8 protein-coding genes, 1 tRNA gene and 2 rRNA genes are annotated in these 17,683 nt (G+C 69.5%); 9 read left to right on the top strand and 2 right to left on the bottom strand.

Features of this window, described 5'->3' with window-relative positions; genetic code table 11:
* Nucleotides 1-199: ribosomal RNA gene (locus ACZ5PB_RS06290) — 23S ribosomal RNA — on the top strand; the annotation flags it as partial.
* A gap of 80 nt (nucleotides 200-279) precedes the next feature.
* Nucleotides 280-396: ribosomal RNA gene (rrf, locus tag ACZ5PB_RS06285) — 5S ribosomal RNA — on the top strand.
* A 65-nt stretch (nucleotides 397-461) separates the two neighbouring features.
* Here rrf and ACZ5PB_RS06280 read toward each other — a convergent pair.
* A complete protein-coding gene (locus tag ACZ5PB_RS06280; protein ID WP_468688186.1) occupies nucleotides 462-1,391 on the bottom strand; it encodes a CE1 family esterase in 930 nt (309 codons plus the stop codon).
* A gap of 104 nt (nucleotides 1,392-1,495) precedes the next feature.
* Here ACZ5PB_RS06280 and ACZ5PB_RS06275 point away from each other — a divergent pair.
* A tRNA-Thr gene (locus ACZ5PB_RS06275) sits at nucleotides 1,496-1,568 on the top strand.
* A gap of 116 nt (nucleotides 1,569-1,684) precedes the next feature.
* On the opposite strand, the gene ACZ5PB_RS06270 is transcribed toward ACZ5PB_RS06275, so the two are convergent.
* Nucleotides 1,685-4,324 carry a SpoIIE family protein phosphatase gene (locus ACZ5PB_RS06270; protein WP_468688184.1) on the bottom strand — a complete coding sequence of 880 codons (2,640 nt, stop codon included), beginning with the start codon at nucleotides 4,322-4,324 and terminating at the stop codon, nucleotides 1,685-1,687.
* Nucleotides 4,325-4,711: 387 nt separating this feature from the next.
* On the opposite strand from ACZ5PB_RS06270, the gene ACZ5PB_RS06265 reads away from it, so the two are divergent.
* From ACZ5PB_RS06265 to pgsA, 6 genes are all read left to right on the top strand, one after another.
* Nucleotides 4,712-10,114, top strand: a complete 5,403-nt coding sequence (locus tag ACZ5PB_RS06265) for a HAMP domain-containing protein (RefSeq protein ID WP_468688182.1) — start codon at nucleotides 4,712-4,714, stop codon at nucleotides 10,112-10,114.
* Nucleotides 10,115-10,400: 286 nt separating this feature from the next.
* Complete coding sequence (locus ACZ5PB_RS06260) at nucleotides 10,401-11,084, top strand: two-component system response regulator (protein WP_399442913.1); 684 nt, start codon at nucleotides 10,401-10,403, stop codon at nucleotides 11,082-11,084.
* Nucleotides 11,085-11,235: 151 nt separating this feature from the next.
* Nucleotides 11,236-14,127, top strand: a complete 2,892-nt coding sequence (locus ACZ5PB_RS06255; RefSeq protein ID WP_468688179.1) for a DNA translocase FtsK — start codon at nucleotides 11,236-11,238, stop codon at nucleotides 14,125-14,127.
* A gap of 309 nt (nucleotides 14,128-14,436) precedes the next feature.
* Entirely contained in the window at nucleotides 14,437-15,267 is an 831-nt protein-coding gene (locus ACZ5PB_RS06250; protein WP_468688177.1) for a helix-turn-helix domain-containing protein, read from the top strand.
* Nucleotides 15,268-15,451: 184 nt separating this feature from the next.
* Nucleotides 15,452-16,969 carry a 30S ribosomal protein S12 methylthiotransferase RimO gene (gene rimO / locus ACZ5PB_RS06245; RefSeq protein ID WP_468688176.1) on the top strand — a complete coding sequence of 506 codons (1,518 nt, stop codon included), beginning with the start codon at nucleotides 15,452-15,454 and terminating at the stop codon, nucleotides 16,967-16,969.
* Entirely contained in the window at nucleotides 16,966-17,628 is a 663-nt protein-coding gene (gene pgsA, locus ACZ5PB_RS06240) for a CDP-diacylglycerol--glycerol-3-phosphate 3-phosphatidyltransferase (RefSeq protein ID WP_468688175.1), read from the top strand. Before rimO ends, pgsA begins: the two co-directional genes overlap by 4 nt.
* The last annotated feature ends 55 nt before the right edge of the window (nucleotides 17,629-17,683 follow it).

The raw sequence follows: 17,683 nt of genomic DNA, 5'->3' as shown, positions 1-17,683 counted from the left end.
CCAAGGGCATGGCTGGTTGGCTACGTTCGGAAAGGATAACCGCTGAAAGCATCTAAGCGGGAAGCCTGCTTCGAGATGAGTATTCCCACCCCCTTCGAGGGGTTAAGGCTCCCAGTAGACGACTGGGTTGATAGGCCAGATGTGGAAGCCCGGTAACGGGTGGAGCTGACTGGTACTAATAGGCCGAGGGCTTGTCCTCAGTTGCTCGCGTCCACTGTGTTAGTTCTGAAATAACGAACAGTCCTGTGTAGACAGCCAGGTGTTCAAATTTCATAGTGTTTCGGTGGTCATAGCGTTAGGGAAACGCCCGGTTACATTCCGAACCCGGAAGCTAAGCCTTTCCGCGCCGATGGTACTGCAGGGGGGACCCTGTGGGAGAGTAGGACGCCGCCGAACAATCATTGTGGGAAAGCCCCGCACCTTATGGTGCGGGGCTTTTCTGCGTTTACGGGCAGGATCGTTTACGGGCGTTGTTTGGGATGGGTGGCGAAGAAGTCCCACATGAGGTCGGTGGCGTTGAGGCCGGCCTCCTCGTCGCCCATGGTGGCGGTCGAGCCCGGCCAGGAGTGGGCCATCTCGGGGATGACGTACGAGACGACCTCGGACTTGTCCTTGCACTTCGCGGCCGTCCTGGTGATGCCCTTGGTGAGCTTCTGCGGTGGGGGCGCCTTGCAACTCAGGCGTTCCTGCCAGGTTTTGACGCCGGCCACGGCGATCTCGTGGATCCGGTCCTGGCCGCCGACGAACGTCATGACCGATACCGGGGACTTCGGGACGTAGGAGGCGTCGGCAGCGTCGTCGCCCGAGTAGGCGCCGCTGACGGGGGCCACCGCGGCGAAGGTGTCGTGCAGCTCGACGGCGAGCTTGAAGGACATGTCGGCGCCGTTGGAGATGCCGGTGGCGTAGAACCTGTCGGGGTCGGCGTTCCACGTCGTCCGGAGGCGCTTGGTCATGGCGCGGATGAAGCCGGTGTCGTCCTCGGTGCCGCAGCAGATCAGGGCGTTGTAGCCGCCGTTGAGGCCCTCCGGGTACGCGACGAGGAAGTTCTTGGCGTCCGCCTTCTTGTTGAGGGCGCTCAGGGCGGCGATCCGGTCGGCCGTGCCCGGGTACATGTGCATGGCCACCACCACGGGGAGCTTCTTGGCGGGGGTGTACCCGGGCGGGGCGTGCACCGTGTACTCGCGGGGCTTGCCCTGCCAGGTCATGGTGACCTTCTGGTCGCCTGCACGCGGGACTTCGGCGGGTGGGGGCGTTGCGGTGGCCGACGGCTTCTCGGCGGGGGGAGACGGCTTCTTCTCGGCGGTCCCGCAGCCGGACGCGGCCACGAGCAGGGCGGCCAGGGCCAGCGACCGGAGCATGCGGTGCGGGGCGTTCTCGCGGCGGGTGGGCATGCGCGCATCGTGGCAGCGGCACCCCTGGCGGTCCAGAGGAACGGGTGGTTCGGAGTTCGGCGATTTTATGGGTATGATCTACCTTGTTGCCACGGAGCAACGAGGCCCCAATAGCTCAGTCGGTAGAGCGTCTCCATGGTAAGGAGAAGGTCTGCGGTTCGATTCCGCATTGGGGCTCAGGAAACGGAAAGGCCCCCGCCGGTTGGCGGGGGCCTTTTCTGTGTGTGGGGAAGTGCGTGCAGGTGGGGGCCGGGGAGCGGGAGAATTGCCAACTCCTCCCGCTCCTGGCGCGGTTACTGCTTCAAGGGCTGCGGGACGCGCATCGCGAGGATGGCCATGTCGTCCGAGGCGGGTTCGGCGGCGAAGCGTTCCACGGCGCGCAGGACGCGTGCCGCGACGGCGCCGGCCGTCAGGCCCGTACAACCGGCGAGGACTTCGGCGAGGCCGTCGTCGCCGAGCATGCGGGTGCCCTCGCGGCGTTCGGTGATGCCGTCCGTGACGCAGAGCAGGACGTCGCCGGGGTCGAGGGTGATGGTCTCCTCGTAGAGCTCCAGGTCGTCCATCACGCCGAGCAGGGGCTGGGGTTCGGCGGCAGGGGTGACCGTGCCGTCCGGGCGGAGGCGGAGCGGAAGCGGGTGGCCCGCGCAGACGATCTTGAGGATGGAGCTGCCGTCCTCCTGCGGCCACAGCTCGCCGTAGAGGAGGGTCAGGAAGCGGCTGCGGGCGCCCTCGTCGAGGATCGCCGCGTTGAGGCGCTCCAGGACCGCGGGGCCGCCGAAGCCCTCGCGGGCGAGCAGGCGCAGGGCGTGGCGGGCCAGGCCGGTGACGGCCGCGGCCTCCGGGCCCGTACCGCAGACATCGCCGATGGCGAAGCCGTACGCGCCGTCGCGGATCGGGAAGAGGTCGTAGAAGTCGCCGCCCACTTCGTTGCCCTCGCCGGCGGCGCGGTAGATGACCTCGACCTCGACGCCCGGGATGTGCGGGAGCTCCGGGGGGAGCAGGCTGCGCTGGAGGGACTGGCTGATGGCCATGCGCTCCGAGTACAGGCGGGCGTTGTCCAGTGCGAGGGCGGCCCGGCGGGAGAGGTCCTCGGCGAGTTCGAGGATCTCCTGGCGGAAGTGGTCGTCGGTGGGCTTGCCGAGGGTGAGCATGCCGATGACGCGGTTGCGGGCCACCAGCGGCAGGACGACGGTCTCGCCGCCGACCGCGGCGGCCGTCGCCAGGGTGGTGCCGATGCCCGAGGCCAGGTGCGGGGTGGAGCTCAGGCCGAGACTGCGCATGGAGGTGCGCAGGGCGGCCTGGTGGGCGGCCTCGCTCGGCGCGTTCCAGATGCGGGCGCCCGGGGTGGGGACCGGGTCGGGCGGGCTGATGCGGGACAGGAGGGCCTTGAGGCCGTCGATGCGCTCCTCGTCCTCGTGCAGGACGTAGGAGAGGTACGGGTCGGAGGCCTGGTCGGCGATCGTGTAGACGGCGCACCAGGTGGCCAGCGTGGGGACCGTCATCTGCGCCATGAGGGCGAGGGTCTGGTCGCGGTCGAGGGTGCCGGCCAGCAGGTCGGAGGCCTCGACGAGGAAGGAGAGGGAGCCTCGGCGGAGGCGTTCGAGTTCGCCGAGGCGGGCGGACTCGACGGCCAGCGCGATGCGGTCGGCGGCGAACTGGAGGCGCAGGGCCTCCTCGTTGGTGTACCGGCCGGAGGCTTCGGCGGCGACGCCGAGCGAGCCGGTGAGGCGGCCCTCGACCTTGAGGGGGACCGTGACGACGGAGCGCATGCCGGTGCCGTTGAGGAGCGGGACGGCGCCGGGGACGGCGCCCAGGTCCTCGTGGACGGCGGGCATGCGGGCCGAGCCGTATCTGCCGGTGCCCGCTTCCACGGGCACGCGCGCGAAGCGCTGGCGGGCGGAGGGGAGTCCGGTGGTGGCGCGTACTTCGAGTTCGGTCTCGTCGTCGGTGGCGAGGAGCAGGAACGCGGAGTCGGCGTCGAGCATGTCGCGGGCGCGCTCGACGGTGCGCTGGAGGAGGCCGTCCAGGTCCTCGGGGGCGGGGGAGCCGATGAAGACCTCGAAGGGGTCGGTGGCCCGGCCCTCGCCGAGGGCGCCGCCGGCGGGGTCGACGGAGGGCTGGCGCTGCGGGGTCTGCAGGACCGCGCGCTCGAAGTCCCGTACCAGCAGGCAGATCGTCGAGGGTTCGCCCTCGTTGTCGCGGACGCGCAGGTGGGAGGCGTACACCGGGATGACGCGGCCGTCCTCGCCGCGGATTCCGTAACTGCCCTCCCAGCGGGACATCTGGAGGGCCTCGGCGATGCCGGTGCCGATGCCGGGGGTCTGTGGCCAGGCGGTGAAGTCGGTGAGGGGTTTGCCGGTGACCTGCTCGGCGGCGTACCCGAAGAGGTCCTGGGCGTCCTCGTTCCAGGAGGCGATGGCGCCGGTGCGGTCTATCTGGACGACGGCGACGCGGATGCGGCCGTCGGCGACCGGGAGGAGGGCGTCGGGGAGGACCGGGCCGGCGACGCGGGTGCCGAGCGGGCGCTGGGGGAGGTCGAGTTGGAACCAGACCTGCTTCTGGGTGGGGGTGTACTCGACGCCCCACTTGGAGGCCAGCGCCGCGCACAGGAGCAGTCCTCGGCCGCCCTCGCGGTCGGGGCCGCCCAGGTTCATGCCGGTGCCCTGGAGCGGGACCTCGCGCTCCGGGTAGCGGTCCGCGACCTCGACGCGGATGCCGTCCTCGGTGCGCAGGCACAGTACGTCGGCCTGGGTGCCCGCGTGGACGACGGCGTTGGTGACGAGTTCGCTGGTCAGGACGACGGCGTCGTCGACCAGCTCGGAATGGCCCCAGCCCTGGAGGGTGTCCCGTACGAACGCGCGGGCAGTCGCGACCGACCGCCCGACAGGGTCGAAAGTGGCAGCCGCCCGCGCCGTGATCACAGCACTCCCCATGTGGTGTTCGTCGCTTCCCCGAGTCCTGTGCCCGTTTCTCGCGGGTTCGATACGCCCTGCCAGGCTAGACCGTCGGCCGGAGAGATGTGCCACTGCGTCCCGGGTACGTACCCGGGACGGGCATGAGGGGCGGACGATACGGGGCCCGGGCTGTAAGCTTCACCGATTTGACGCCGGGGGCTTCACGCCTTGACTGTCGGACACTGCGGTGCGTCAAGGTGGAAGACTGGGAATGCATCAAGCGAAGACCTGGGAAATACGGTCGATCCCTGCGGGAGGGACACGGTGGAGTCTGGCGTGGCGGCGCGGGGCAAGAGCACGCGCACAAAAGGCGGACGGTCCCGGAGCAATGGGACCACCGAGGTCGACACGGCTGCGCTGAACCGCATGCTGACGGCCTTGGTGTCGATGCGGGACGGCAACTTCAGGAAGCGGCTCACGGTCTCCGGCGACGGGATGATGTCGGAGATCGCCGCTGTGTTCAACGAGGTCGCGGACCGGAACCTGCATCTGACGGGGGAGCTCGCGCGGGTGCGGCGCATGGTCGGCCGCGAGGGAAAGCTGGCGGAGCGGCTGGAGACCGGGGCCTGCGAGGGCTCCTGGGCGGCGGCGATCGACGCCTCCAACGCGCTCGTCGAGGACCTCGTACGACCGGTCTCCGAGGTCGGCAGGGTGCTGTCCGCGGTGGCGGAGGGCGATCTGGAGCAGCGGATGGAGCTGCGGTCCCAGGGTGGTGAGGGGAACGGGCACCCGTTGCGCGGGGAGTTCCTCAAGGTCGGCCGTACGGTCAACAACCTGGTCGACCAGCTGTCGGCGTTCACCGACGAGGTGACGCGGGTCGCGCTGGAGGTCGGTACCGAGGGCAAGCTGGGCGGGCAGGCCCAGGTGCGCGGGATGTCCGGTTCGTGGAAGGACCTCACGGACTCGGTCAATACGATGGCGTACCGGCTGACCGCGCAGGTGCGGGACATCGCGCTGGTGACGACGGCGGTGGCCAAGGGCGATCTGTCGCGCAAGGTCACCGTGCACGTGGCCGGTGAGATGCTCCAGCTGAAGAACACCGTGAACACGATGGTGGACCAGCTGTCGTCGTTCTCGTCCGAGGTCACGCGGGTCGCGCGCGAGGTCGGCACCGAAGGTGAACTGGGCGGGCAGGCGCAGGTGCCCGGGGTGGCCGGGGTGTGGAAGGACCTCACCGATTCGGTGAACCTGATGGCGGGGAACCTGACCGCCCAGGTGCGCGGGATCGCCGAGGTGACGACCGCCGTCGCCAGTGGTGACCTGTCGCGGAAGGTCACGGTGAGCGCGCGGGGCGAGGTCGCGCAGCTCGCAGAAACCATCAACCAGATGACCGAGACGCTGCGGACCTTCGCGGACGAGGTGACCCGGGTCGCCAGCGAGGTCGGTGGCGAGGGGCAGCTGGGCGGCCAGGCGCAGGTGCCGGGGGCTGCGGGTACGTGGAAGGACCTGACGGATTCCGTCAACACCGCTTTCCGTAACCTCACCGATCAGGTGCGGAACATCGCGCAGGTCACCACGGCGGTCGCCAACGGGGACATGACGCAGAAGGTCACCGTCGACGTCTCCGGCGAGATGCTGGAGCTGAAGAACACCGTCAACACGATGGTCGAGCAGCTCCAGGCGTTCGGTTCCGAGGTGACCCGGGTGGCGCGCGAGGTCGGCGTCGAGGGGCTGCTCGGTGGTCAGGCGCAGGTGCCGGGGGCGGCGGGTACGTGGAAGGACCTGACGGATTCCGTCAACACCGCTTTCCGTAACCTCACCGGCCAGGTGCGGAACATCGCGCAGGTCACCACGGCGGTCGCCAACGGCGATCTGTCGCAGAAGGTCACGGTGGACGTCTCCGGCGAGATGCTGGAGCTGAAGAACACCGTGAACACGATGGTCGACCAGCTCTCGGCCTTCGCCGACCAGGTCACGCGGATGGCGCGCGACGTGGGCACGGAGGGCCGGCTCGGCGGCCAGGCGCGCGTCGACGGCGTCAGCGGTACGTGGAAGGAACTCACCGACTCCGTCAACTTCATGGCCGGCAACCTGACTTCACAGGTACGGCAGATCGCCCAGGTCACCACCGCGGTCGCGCGCGGTGACCTGTCGCAGAAGATCGACGTGGACGCGCGCGGCGAGATCCTGGAGCTGAAGAACACCATCAACACGATGGTCGACCAGCTGTCCGCCTTCGCGGACCAGGTGACCAGGGTCGCGCGTGAGGTGGGTACGGAGGGCCGGCTCGGCGGTCAGGCGCAGGTGCCCGGCGTCGCAGGGGTGTGGCGGGATCTGACCGACTCGGTGAACGGCATGGCCGGGAACCTCACCGACCAGGTGCGCAACATCGCCCAGGTCGCCACGGCGGTGGCGCGCGGTGACCTGTCGCAGAAGATCGACGTGGATGCGCGCGGCGAGATCCTGGAGCTGAAGAACACCCTCAATACGATGGTCGACCAGCTCTCGAACTTCGCGGAGCAGGTGACCCGGGTGGCCCGTGAGGTGGGCACCGAGGGAATCCTGGGTGGGCAGGCCGAGGTGCAGGGCGTCAGCGGCACCTGGAAGGACCTCACCCAGTCCGTCAACTTCATGGCCAACAACCTGACTTCACAGGTGCGCAACATCGCCGAGGTCACCACGGCGGTCGCGCAGGGAGACCTGTCCAAGAAGATCACCGTCGATGCGAAGGGCGAGATCCTCGACCTCGTCACGACCGTGAACACGATGGTCGACCAGCTCTCGAACTTCGCCGACGAGGTGACCCGGGTGGCCCGCGAGGTGGGCACCGACGGCATCCTCGGCGGCCAGGCGCGGGTGCGCGGGGTCACCGGCATCTGGAAGGACCTGAGCGACAACGTCAATACGATGGCCAACAACCTGACCTCGCAGGTGCGGAACATCTCCCGGGTGTCCTCCGCGGTCGCCAACGGCGATCTGACGAAGAAGGTCACCGTCGAGGCGCGCGGCGAGGTCGCCGAGCTGGCCGACACGGTGAACACCATGGTGACGACGCTGTCCTCGTTCGCCGACGAGGTGACCCGGGTGGCCCGTGAGGTGGGCACCCAGGGCGAGCTGGGCGGCCAGGCGACGGTGCCGGGAGTCTCGGGCACGTGGAAGGACCTCACCGAGTCGGTGAACTCGATGGCGTCCAACCTGACCGGTCAGGTGCGCCAGATCGCCGCCGTCACCACCGCCATCGCCAAGGGCGACCTCACCAAGAAGATCGACATCGATGCGAGCGGTGAGATCCAGGGACTGAAGGACACCATCAACACGATGGTCGACCAGCTGTCCTCGTTCGCCGACCAGGTGACCCGGGTGGCCCGCGAGGTGGGCACCGACGGCCAGCTGGGCGGTCAGGCGCGGGTGCGCAACGTGGACGGCACCTGGCGCGACCTCACGGAATCGGTGAACGAGATGGCCGGGAACCTCACCCGGCAGGTGCGTGCCATTGCGAAGGTCGCCACCGCGGTGACCCGCGGCGACCTCACCCTGAAGATCGACGTGGATGCCGCCGGAGAGATCCAGGAGCTCCAGGACAACATCAACACGATGATCTCCAACCTGCACGACACCACCCTGGCCAACAAGGAGCAGGACTGGCTCAAGGGCAACCTGGCCCGGATCTCCGGCCTGATGCAGGGCCGCCGGGACCTCGACGACGTCGCCTCGCTGATCATGAGCGAGCTGACGCCGGTGGTCGCCGCGCAGCAGGGCGCGTTCTTCCTCGCGATGGCGACGGGAGCGGACGCGGCCAAGGGCGCCGAGGTGGGTGCCGAGGGGGACAGCCCGTACCAGCTGCGGATGCGCGGGAGTTACGGGTACGCGGCGAGCGGGATGCCGACCGTGTTCCGGCCGGGGGAGACCCTGATCGGTACGGCGGCGGAGGAGAAGCGGACCATCCAGGTGCGGGTCCCCGAGGGGTACCTGAAGATCTCCTCTGGGCTGGGCGAGGCGCCGCCGGCGCATGTGATCGTGCTGCCGGTGCTCTTCGAGGGGAAGGTCCTGGGGGTGATCGAGCTGGCGTCGTTCCAGCCGTTCACACAGATCCAGCGGGACTTCCTGAACCAGATCGCGGAGATGATCGCGACCAGCGTCAACACCATCAGCGTCAATACGAAGACCGAGGTGCTGCTTGAGCAGTCGCAGGAGCTCACCGAGCAACTGCGCGAGCGTTCCGAGGAGTTGGAGAACCGGCAGAAGGCGCTCCAGGAGTCCAACGCCGAACTGGAGGAGAAGGCCGAGCTGCTGGCCCGGCAGAACCGTGACATCGAGGTGAAGAACACGGAGATCGAGGAGGCCCGGCAGGTCCTGGAGGAGCGGGCCGAGCAGCTCGCGGTCTCCATGCGCTACAAGTCGGAGTTCCTGGCGAACATGTCGCACGAGCTGCGCACGCCGCTCAACTCGCTTCTGATCCTTGCCAAGTTGCTCGCCGACAACGCGGAGGGGAACCTCTCCCCGAAGCAGGTGGAGTTCGCCGAGACCATCCACGGTGCCGGTTCCGACCTGCTCCAGCTGATCAACGACATCCTGGACCTGTCCAAGGTCGAGGCGGGCAAGATGGACGTCTCGCCGACCCGGATCGCCCTGGTCCAGCTCGTCGACTACGTGGAGGCCACCTTCCGGCCGCTCACCGCGGAGAAGGGCCTCGACTTCTCGGTACGGGTCTCCCCGGAGCTGCCCGCCACCCTGCACACCGACGAGCAGCGTCTGCTGCAGGTGCTGCGCAACCTGCTGTCCAACGCGGTGAAGTTCACCGACACCGGAGCCGTAGAGCTGGTGATCAGGCCCGCCAACTCCGACGTACCGCACGAGATCCGCGAGCAGCTGCTGGAAGCCGGGTCGCTGCGGGACGTGGACGGCGATCTGATCGCCTTCTCGGTCACCGACACCGGCATCGGCATCGCGGCCAGCAAGATGCGGGTGATCTTCGAGGCGTTCAAGCAGGCGGACGGGACGACCAGCAGGAAGTACGGCGGTACGGGCCTGGGCCTGTCCATCAGCCGGGAGATCGCCCGGCTGCTCGGCGGCGAGATCCACGCGGCGAGCGAACCGGGCCGGGGCTCGACGTTCACCCTGTACCTGCCGCTGCACCCCAGCGAGCTGCCGCCGCAGGGCTACCCGCAGTTGGCGCCCGGCGGGCTGGAACTGCCGCGCAGGGCACCGGCGGAGGACCGTACGCAGGCCCCCGATCCGGCGGCGCCGTTCGGTCACGTACGCGACGAACCGCAGACCGGTGCCGCCGGGATGTTCCGGCGCCGGCGCAAGGCGCTCGGGACGGGCGAGCAGCGGCCGGCGCTGCCCGGTCAGCCCACCGCACCGCCGGCCGCGACGACTCCGCAGGAGCCGTGGGCCGGCACGCAGGGGAACGAGGAGGGGGCGCACGAGGAGCGGCGCACCTTCGACTTCTCCGGCGAGAAGGTGCTGATCGTCGACGACGACATCCGCAACGTCTTCGCGCTGACCAGCGTCCTGGAGCAGCACGGTCTTTCCGTGCTGTACGCCGAGAACGGGCGCGAGGGCATCGAAGTCCTGGAGCAGCACGACGATGTGACGGTCGTGCTGATGGACATCATGATGCCGGAGATGGACGGGTACGCGACGACGACGGCGATCCGCAGGATGCCTCAGTTCGCCGGGCTGCCGATCATCGCGCTGACCGCGAAGGCGATGAAGGGCGACCGGGAGAAGGCCATCGACTCGGGGGCGTCCGACTACGTCACCAAGCCGGTGGATCCGGACCATCTGCTCGGTGTGATGCAGCAGTGGATGCGTGGCGAGGAGTGAACCCGGTGCCCCACCGGTCACTGCGGTGACCGTACGGTGGGGCGGGTGACCGTCGGCCGCGGGCAGTCTTGCTGACTGACTGTGGCCGACGGCGTGTGAGAGCACGGTATTCGGGGAACCTTCTGGTCTCCCGATGCGTTTCTGCTACGTGCACAGTGACATCGCGGTGACAGGGTGTGGCGACCGGGTGGGTACGGCTACCATGACCGGCACAAGGACGGGCGACGCAAGGGAGTCGTCCTCCGGGGCGGCGCCCGGTGCACTGCCGGGGCGAGGAGGACGGGCCATGGTGCAGAAGGCCAAGATCCTCCTGGTCGATGACCGGCCGGAGAATCTGTTGGCGCTGGAGGCCATCCTCTCTGCGCTCGATCAGACACTGGTGAGGGCATCGTCAGGGGAGGAAGCGCTCAAAGCACTGCTTACTGATGACTTCGCGGTCATCCTGCTGGATGTTCAGATGCCGGGAATGGATGGCTTCGAAACCGCCGCGCACATCAAGCGGCGGGAGCGGACCCGGGACATCCCGATCATCTTCCTCACCGCGATCAACCACGGGCCGCATCACACCTTCCGGGGGTATGCGGCGGGTGCGGTGGACTACATCTCGAAGCCGTTCGACCCCTGGGTGCTCCGCGCCAAGGTCTCGGTCTTCGTCGAGCTGTACATGAAGAACTGTCAGCTGCGGGAGCAAGCAGCGCTGCTGCGCCTCCAGTTGGAGGGTACGAACCGGGCGGACGCGGGAGCGGTCAAGGAACCCGCGGGTCTCCTTGCCGAGCTGTCCGCCCGGCTCGCGGCGGTCGAGGAGCAGGCGGAGGCGCTGTCCAAGCAGCTCGACGACGACTCGGCGGACGCCGCGGCGGTTGCCACCGCCGCACATCTGGAGCGCAAGCTCACGGGCCTGCGCCGGGCGCTCGACGCGCTCGAACCGGGCACCGGCGGTGGTACGGGAACGCTTCCCTCACAGAACTGACGGCGCGGCAGCCCCGTTCCTGGCGAGGTGTCAGGGGCGGGGCTTCCGCATGCCGACGAGCCGTCAATCCGTGTCCGGCAAAGGACGACACGGACGGGTGAAGCAGTGGCACACGTGTCGAGAGGTGCCCTCCCGGGTAACCTCTTGCCCCATGGCCTCACGTACGTCCGGCAAGGGTTCTCAGGGCACAACGGGCACCGCGAAGCCGCGCGCCGGCCGTACGCCGGGCGCCGCGAAGAAAGCGGCGCCCGCCAAGTCCGCGGCGAAACCCACGGCGAAACCCCCGGTGAAGAAGACCGCCGCCAAGAAGGCGCCGGCGAAGAAGGCTCCCGCCAAGAAGGCGGCGGCCCGGCCCGCGCCCAAGCCTGCGCCGTCCCCGACCGGGGGCATCTACCGGCTGGTGCGCGGTGCCTACCTCGGGCTGGCGCACGGGGTCGGCGCGATGTTCCGCGGCATAGGGCGGGGCGCGAAGGGGCTCGACCCGGCGCACCGCAAGGACGGGCTCGCGCTCCTGCTGCTCGGCCTCGCACTGATCGTCGCCGCCGGGACCTGGGCACAGCTGCGCGGTCCGGTCGGCGACCTGGTGGAACTGCTGGTCACCGGTGCCTTCGGGCGGCTCGACCTGCTGGTGCCGATCCTGCTCGGCGCCATCGGCGTACGGCTGATCCTGCATCCGGAGCGGCCCGAGGCCAACGGGCGGATCGTCATCGGGCTCTCCGCGCTGGTGATCGGCGTGCTGGGGCAGGTGCACATCGCATGCGGTTCGCCCGGGCGGGGCGACGGCAGCGAGGCGATGCAGGACGCGGGCGGGCTGATCGGCTGGGCCGCCTCCGTACCGCTGACCTTCACCATGGGCGCGGTACTGGCCGTACCGCTGCTGCTGCTGCTCACCGTCTTCGGGCTCCTGGTGGTCACGGCGACCCCGGTCAACGCGATTCCGCAGCGGCTGCGGCAGCTCGGTGTGCGGCTGGGCATCCTGGAGCCGAGGCCGGGGGAGCGGACCGGGCGCGGCGAGGGGGCCGACGGCTCCGACGGGTTCGTGGGCGAGGACGACGAGCGGTACGAGGAGCAGTGGCGCGAGGCGCTTCCCGCCGGCGCGGAGCGCCCCTCCGCGCGCCGTGGCGGGCCTCAGGAGTACGACCCCCAGGCGGCGGAGGAAGACGCGCTGGGACGCCGCCGCAGGCCCCGCAGGGCGCCTTCCGTGCAGCCCGCCCAGTACGGCAGGAAGCAGGACGCGGTGGACGTGGCCGCCGCCGCTGCCGCCGCCCTCGACGGGGCGGTGATGAACGGACTGCCGCCGTCGTCGCTGGTGGCCGACCTGACCCAGGGCGTCGCCCCGGAACAGGAGCGGACCTCCTCCGTGCCGCCGGCCCGCGAGGAGACGCCGTCCGCCGCCGGCCCCGCAGCGGCACCCGAGGCGCCGGCTTCGCCGCCGCCCGGCCGGTCCCGGCCGATCGGGGCGCGGCAGACGGACACCCCGCCGCCCAGGGCGGCCGACCTCACCAAGGCGCCGCCGGAGGTGCCCGAGTCGCTGCCGCCGCGCGCCGAGCAGCTCCAGCTGCGCGGCGACATCACGTACTCGCTGCCGTCGCTGGACCTGCTGGAACGCGGCGGTCCCGGCAAGACGCGCAGCGCGGCCAACGACGCGGTCGTGGAGTCGCTGTCCAACGTCTTCATGGAGTTCAAGGTCGACGCGGCCGTCACCGGCTTCACCCGCGGCCCGACGGTCACCCGCTACGAGGTCGAGCTCGGTCCCGCCGTGAAGGTCGAGAAGATCACCGCGCTGACCAAGAACATCGCGTACGCGGTGGCCTCCCCGGACGTACGGATCATCTCGCCGATCCCCGGCAAGTCCGCCGTCGGCATCGAGATCCCCAACAGCGACCGCGAGATGGTCAACCTGGGTGACGTACTGCGCCTCGCGGACGCCGCCGAGGACGACCACCCGATGCTGGTGGCGCTCGGCAAGAACGTCGAGGGCGGCTACGAAATGGCCAACCTGGCGAAGATGCCGCACGTCCTGGTCGCCGGAGCCACCGGTTCCGGAAAGTCGTCCTGCATCAACTGCCTGATCACCTCGATCATGGTCCGGGCGACCCCCGAGGACGTCCGGATGGTCCTCGTCGACCCCAAGCGGGTCGAGCTGACCGCCTACGAGGGCATCCCGCACCTGATCACCCCGATCATCACCAACCCCAAGCGGGCCGCCGAGGCGCTCCAGTGGGTCGTACGGGAAATGGACCTGCGCTACGACGACCTGGCGGCCTTCGGCTACCGGCACATCGACGACTTCAACGCGGCCGTGCGCTCCGGCAAGCTCAAGACGCCCGAGGGCAGTGAGCGCGAGCTCCAGGCGTATCCGTACCTGCTGGTGATCGTCGACGAGCTCGCGGACCTGATGATGGTCGCGCCGCGCGACGTGGAGGACTCGATCGTCCGCATCACCCAGTTGGCCCGAGCGGCCGGAATCCATCTGGTGCTCGCCACCCAGCGGCCCTCGGTGGACGTCGTGACCGGTCTGATCAAGGCGAACGTGCCCTCCCGGCTCGCCTTCGCGACCTCCTCGCTCGCCGACAGCCGGGTCATCCTCGACCAGCCGGGCGCCGAGAAGCTGATCGGCAAGGGCGACGGCCTCTTCCTGCCGATGGGGGCCAACAAGCCGACCCGTATGCAGGGCGCCTTCGTCACCGAGGACGAGGTCGCCGCCGTCGTCCAGCACTGCAAGGACCAGATGGCCCCGGTCTTCCGGGACGACGTGGTGGTCGGCACCAAGCAGAAGAAGGAGATCGACGAGGACATCGGCGACGACCTCGACCTGCTGTGCCAGGCCGCCGAGCTGGTCGTTTCCACCCAGTTCGGCTCGACGTCGATGCTCCAGCGCAAACTGCGCGTGGGATTCGCGAAGGCGGGCAGGCTCATGGACCTGATGGAATCCCGCGGCATCGTGGGACCCAGCGAGGGATCCAAGGCGCGTGACGTGATGGTGAAGCCCGATGAATTGGATGGCGTACTCGACGTGATCCGGGGAGAGTCTCCTGTGTAGGGGCTTCTCCGGTCTTCGCGGGTCCCGTTGGGTTCGGTGGCCCTCGCGGGGCCCTCGTACGGCAGAAGGCCCAACGAGACTCACTCGTAAGAGGACAGAGGCAACCGTTTCCCTTGCGCGTACGTCCAGTTGAGGGGAGGGAGGCATTCATGGTCGGGCAGCGGTGTTCCAGGCTGCGGCGCCGTGGTGTCCGCGGGCCGTCGGGCCGTTCCGATGGCGTACAAAGACCGGCCTCCCGATTGCCCCACCCTTTCGTCACCCCCCTAGACTGAACCTCCAGCAGGTGGCTCACGCTCGAAAGGCGCCCCCGTGTCCATCGGCAACTCCCCAGACTCCCCCGGCAACTCCCCTGAAGACGACCGGCCCACCATCGGTCGTGCCCTCCAGCAGGCCCGGATCGCCGCAGGTCTGACGGTCGATGAAGTCAGTACGTCGACCCGGGTGCGCATCCCCATCGTCCACGCCATCGAGTCGGACGACTTCTCCCGCTGCGGCGGCGATGTGTACGCCCGCGGCCACATCCGTACGCTCGCGGCCGCCGTCGGCCTCGACCCGGCCGCACTCGTCGCGCAGTACGACGGCGAGCACGGCGGGCGGCCCGCGCCGACGCCGGCCGCCCCGCTCTTCGAGGCGGAGCGGATCAGGCCCGAGCCCCGCAGGCCCAACTGGACCGCTGCCATGGTCGCCGCGATCGTCGCGGTGGTCGGCTTCGTCGGCTTCACCATGTTCAGCGGCAACGACAAGCAGGCCGGCTCGCGGAGCGTCGCGGAGGGCGCCACCGCCACCGCGCCCGCCCCCAAGCCCACCCCGACCAAGCCCAAGCCCACCGACGTCAAGCCGCCGGCCCCCTCCGACAGCGCCATCGCGGCCGCCCCGGCGGACCGGGTCACGGTCAAGATGGTGGCGACCGGCGAGAAGAGCTGGGTCTCGGCCCGCGCCCACAACGGGCGGCTGCTCTTCGACGGATTCCTCAAGCAGGGCGAGTCCAAGACCTTCACCGACCCCAAGAAGCTGGACGTCGTGCTCGGCGACGCCGGAGCTGTCCAGCTGTTCGTGAACGGCAAGCAGGTCGCCGACGACTTCCGGCCCGGCCAGGTCGAGCGGCTCACCTACACCAAGGGCGACCCCGAAGCGGGCTGATCCGGCCCTCGCGGCACGATCCCTCGCGGACACGATTCGGACAGGCCGGGTGGCATGCACACGCACCCGGCCTTTCGTGTTCCTTGGGAGCGTCTTCGCAGGTCGGAAGGGGTAGCGTCGGGAGCGGGCGGGGGGCGGCCCCTCGCGGGGTGGGTGCGCGCCGGGACAAAGTAGTCTTGAGTCCATGCCCGAACGCCGCACCGTCGCCCTTGTCACTCTTGGATGCGCCCGTAACGAGGTGGACTCGGAGGAGCTGGCAGGCCGCTTGGCAGCGGACGGCTGGGACCTCGTCGAGAACGCCTCGGACGCGGACGTCGCCGTCGTCAACACCTGCGGATTCGTCGAAGCCGCCAAGAAGGACTCCGTCGACGCCCTGCTCGAAGCCAATGACCTGAAGGACCACGGCCGCACCCAGGCCGTGGTCGCCGTGGGCTGCATGGCCGAGCGGTACGGCAAGGACCTCGCAGAGGCCCTTCCGGAGGCCGACGGAGTGCTCGGGTTCGACGACTACTCCGACATCTCCAACCGCCTCCAGACCATCCTCGCGGGCGGTTCCGTCGAGGCGCACACCCCGCGCGACCGGCGCAAGCTGCTCCCGATCAGCCCGGCCGAGCGGCAGGACGCCAGTGTGGCCCTGCCCGGCCACGCGCAGGAGGAGCCCGCCCCGGCCCCCGCCGACCTGCCGGAGGGCGTCGCCCCGGAGTCCGGGCCGCGTGCGCCGCTCCGTCGCCGCCTGGGCTCCAGCCCGGTCGCCTCGGTGAAGCTGGCCTCCGGCTGCGACCGGCGGTGCTCGTTCTGCGCCATCCCGTCCTTCCGCGGCTCCTTCATTTCGCGGCGCCCCAGCGACGTGCTCCAGGAGACGCGCTGGCTGGCCGGGCAGGGCGTGAAGGAGGTCATGCTCGTCTCCGAGAACAACACCTCGTACGGCAAGGACCTGGGCGACATCCGTCTCCTGGAGACCCTGCTGCCCGAGCTGGCGGACGTCGAGGGCATCGAGCGGGTGCGGGTCAGCTACCTCCAGCCGGCCGAGATGCGGCCCGGCCTGATCGACGTACTGACCTCGACGCCGAACGTCGTGCCGTACTTCGACCTGTCCTTCCAGCACTCGGCGCCCGGTGTGCTGCGCGCGATGCGCCGCTTCGGGTCGACCGAGCAGTTCTGGGAGCTGCTGGAGACCATCCGGAGCAAGGCCCCGAACGCCGGTGTGCGGTCGAACTTCATCGTGGGCTTCCCCGGCGAGACCGAGGAGGACTTCGCCGAGCTGGAGCGCTTCCTCACCGGTGCCCGCCTGGATGCCATCGGCGTCTTCGGCTACTCGGACGAGGACGGCACCGAGGCCGTGACGTACGAGAACAAGCTGGACGACGACGTGATCGCCGCGCGGCTCGCGCACCTGTCGCGGCTCGCCGAGGAGCTCACCGCCCAGCGGGCGGAGGAGCGGCTCGGTGAGACCCTGGAAGTGCTGGTCGAGTCGATCGACGACGAGGACGGCGCGATCGGCCGGGCAGCGCACCAGGCGCCCGAGACGGACGGCCAGGTGGTCTTCACGACCAGTCACGGGTTGACGCCCGGTCGTATGGTCTTGGCAAAGGTGGTCGGTACCGAGGGCGTGGACCTCGTTGCCGAGCCGCTGCCTGGTGGGTCCGACGAGGCCAACGGGTCCAACGAGGTTCCTGAGGTTTCTGAGGAGGCGGCCAGATGAGCGGAATCCCGGCGTCCGCGGCGGGCGGCACCGGCAGGGCGCCGGTGACCGGCGGAAAGCTGGGTGCTGCTGCCGTGGTGGTGAGCCAGGCCAGTCTGTGGAACATCGCGAACATCCTCACGATGGTGCGCCTCGTGCTCGTGCCGGGCTTCGTGCTGCTGCTCCTCGCGGAGGGCGGGCACGACCCGATATGGCGGGCCTGGGCGTGGGCCGCGTTCGCGGTCGCGATGATCACGGATGTGTTCGACGGCCATCTGGCCCGTACGTACAACCTGGTCACGGACTTCGGGAAGATCGCCGATCCGATCGCGGACAAGGCGATCATGGCTGCCGGGCTGATCTCGCTTTCGGCGCTCGGCGACCTGCCGTGGTGGGTGACCGGGGTGATTCTCTTCCGTGAGCTCGGGATCACGCTGATGCGGTTCTGGGTGATCCGGCACGGGGTGATTCCGGCCAGTCGCGGCGGCAAGATGAAGACGCTCGCGCAGGGCACGGCGGTCGGCATGTACGTGCTGATGCTGGTCGGGCCGCTGGCTTCCTTCCGGTGGTGGGTGATGGCGGTGGCCGTGGTGCTGACCGTGGTGACCGGCCTGGATTACGTACGGCAGGCGATCGTGCTGCGGCGGGCGGGGCTGGCGGCGGAGCGGGCGGCTCGGTGAGTTCGGGTTCGGGTTCTGGCGCGGGTTCTGGTTCTGGCTCGGGTTTTGCGGGTGC

The sequence above is a fragment of the Streptomyces sp. NPDC032721 genome (assembly GCF_055579625.1).
This window is presented reverse-complemented; position numbering and strand designations above follow the sequence as displayed.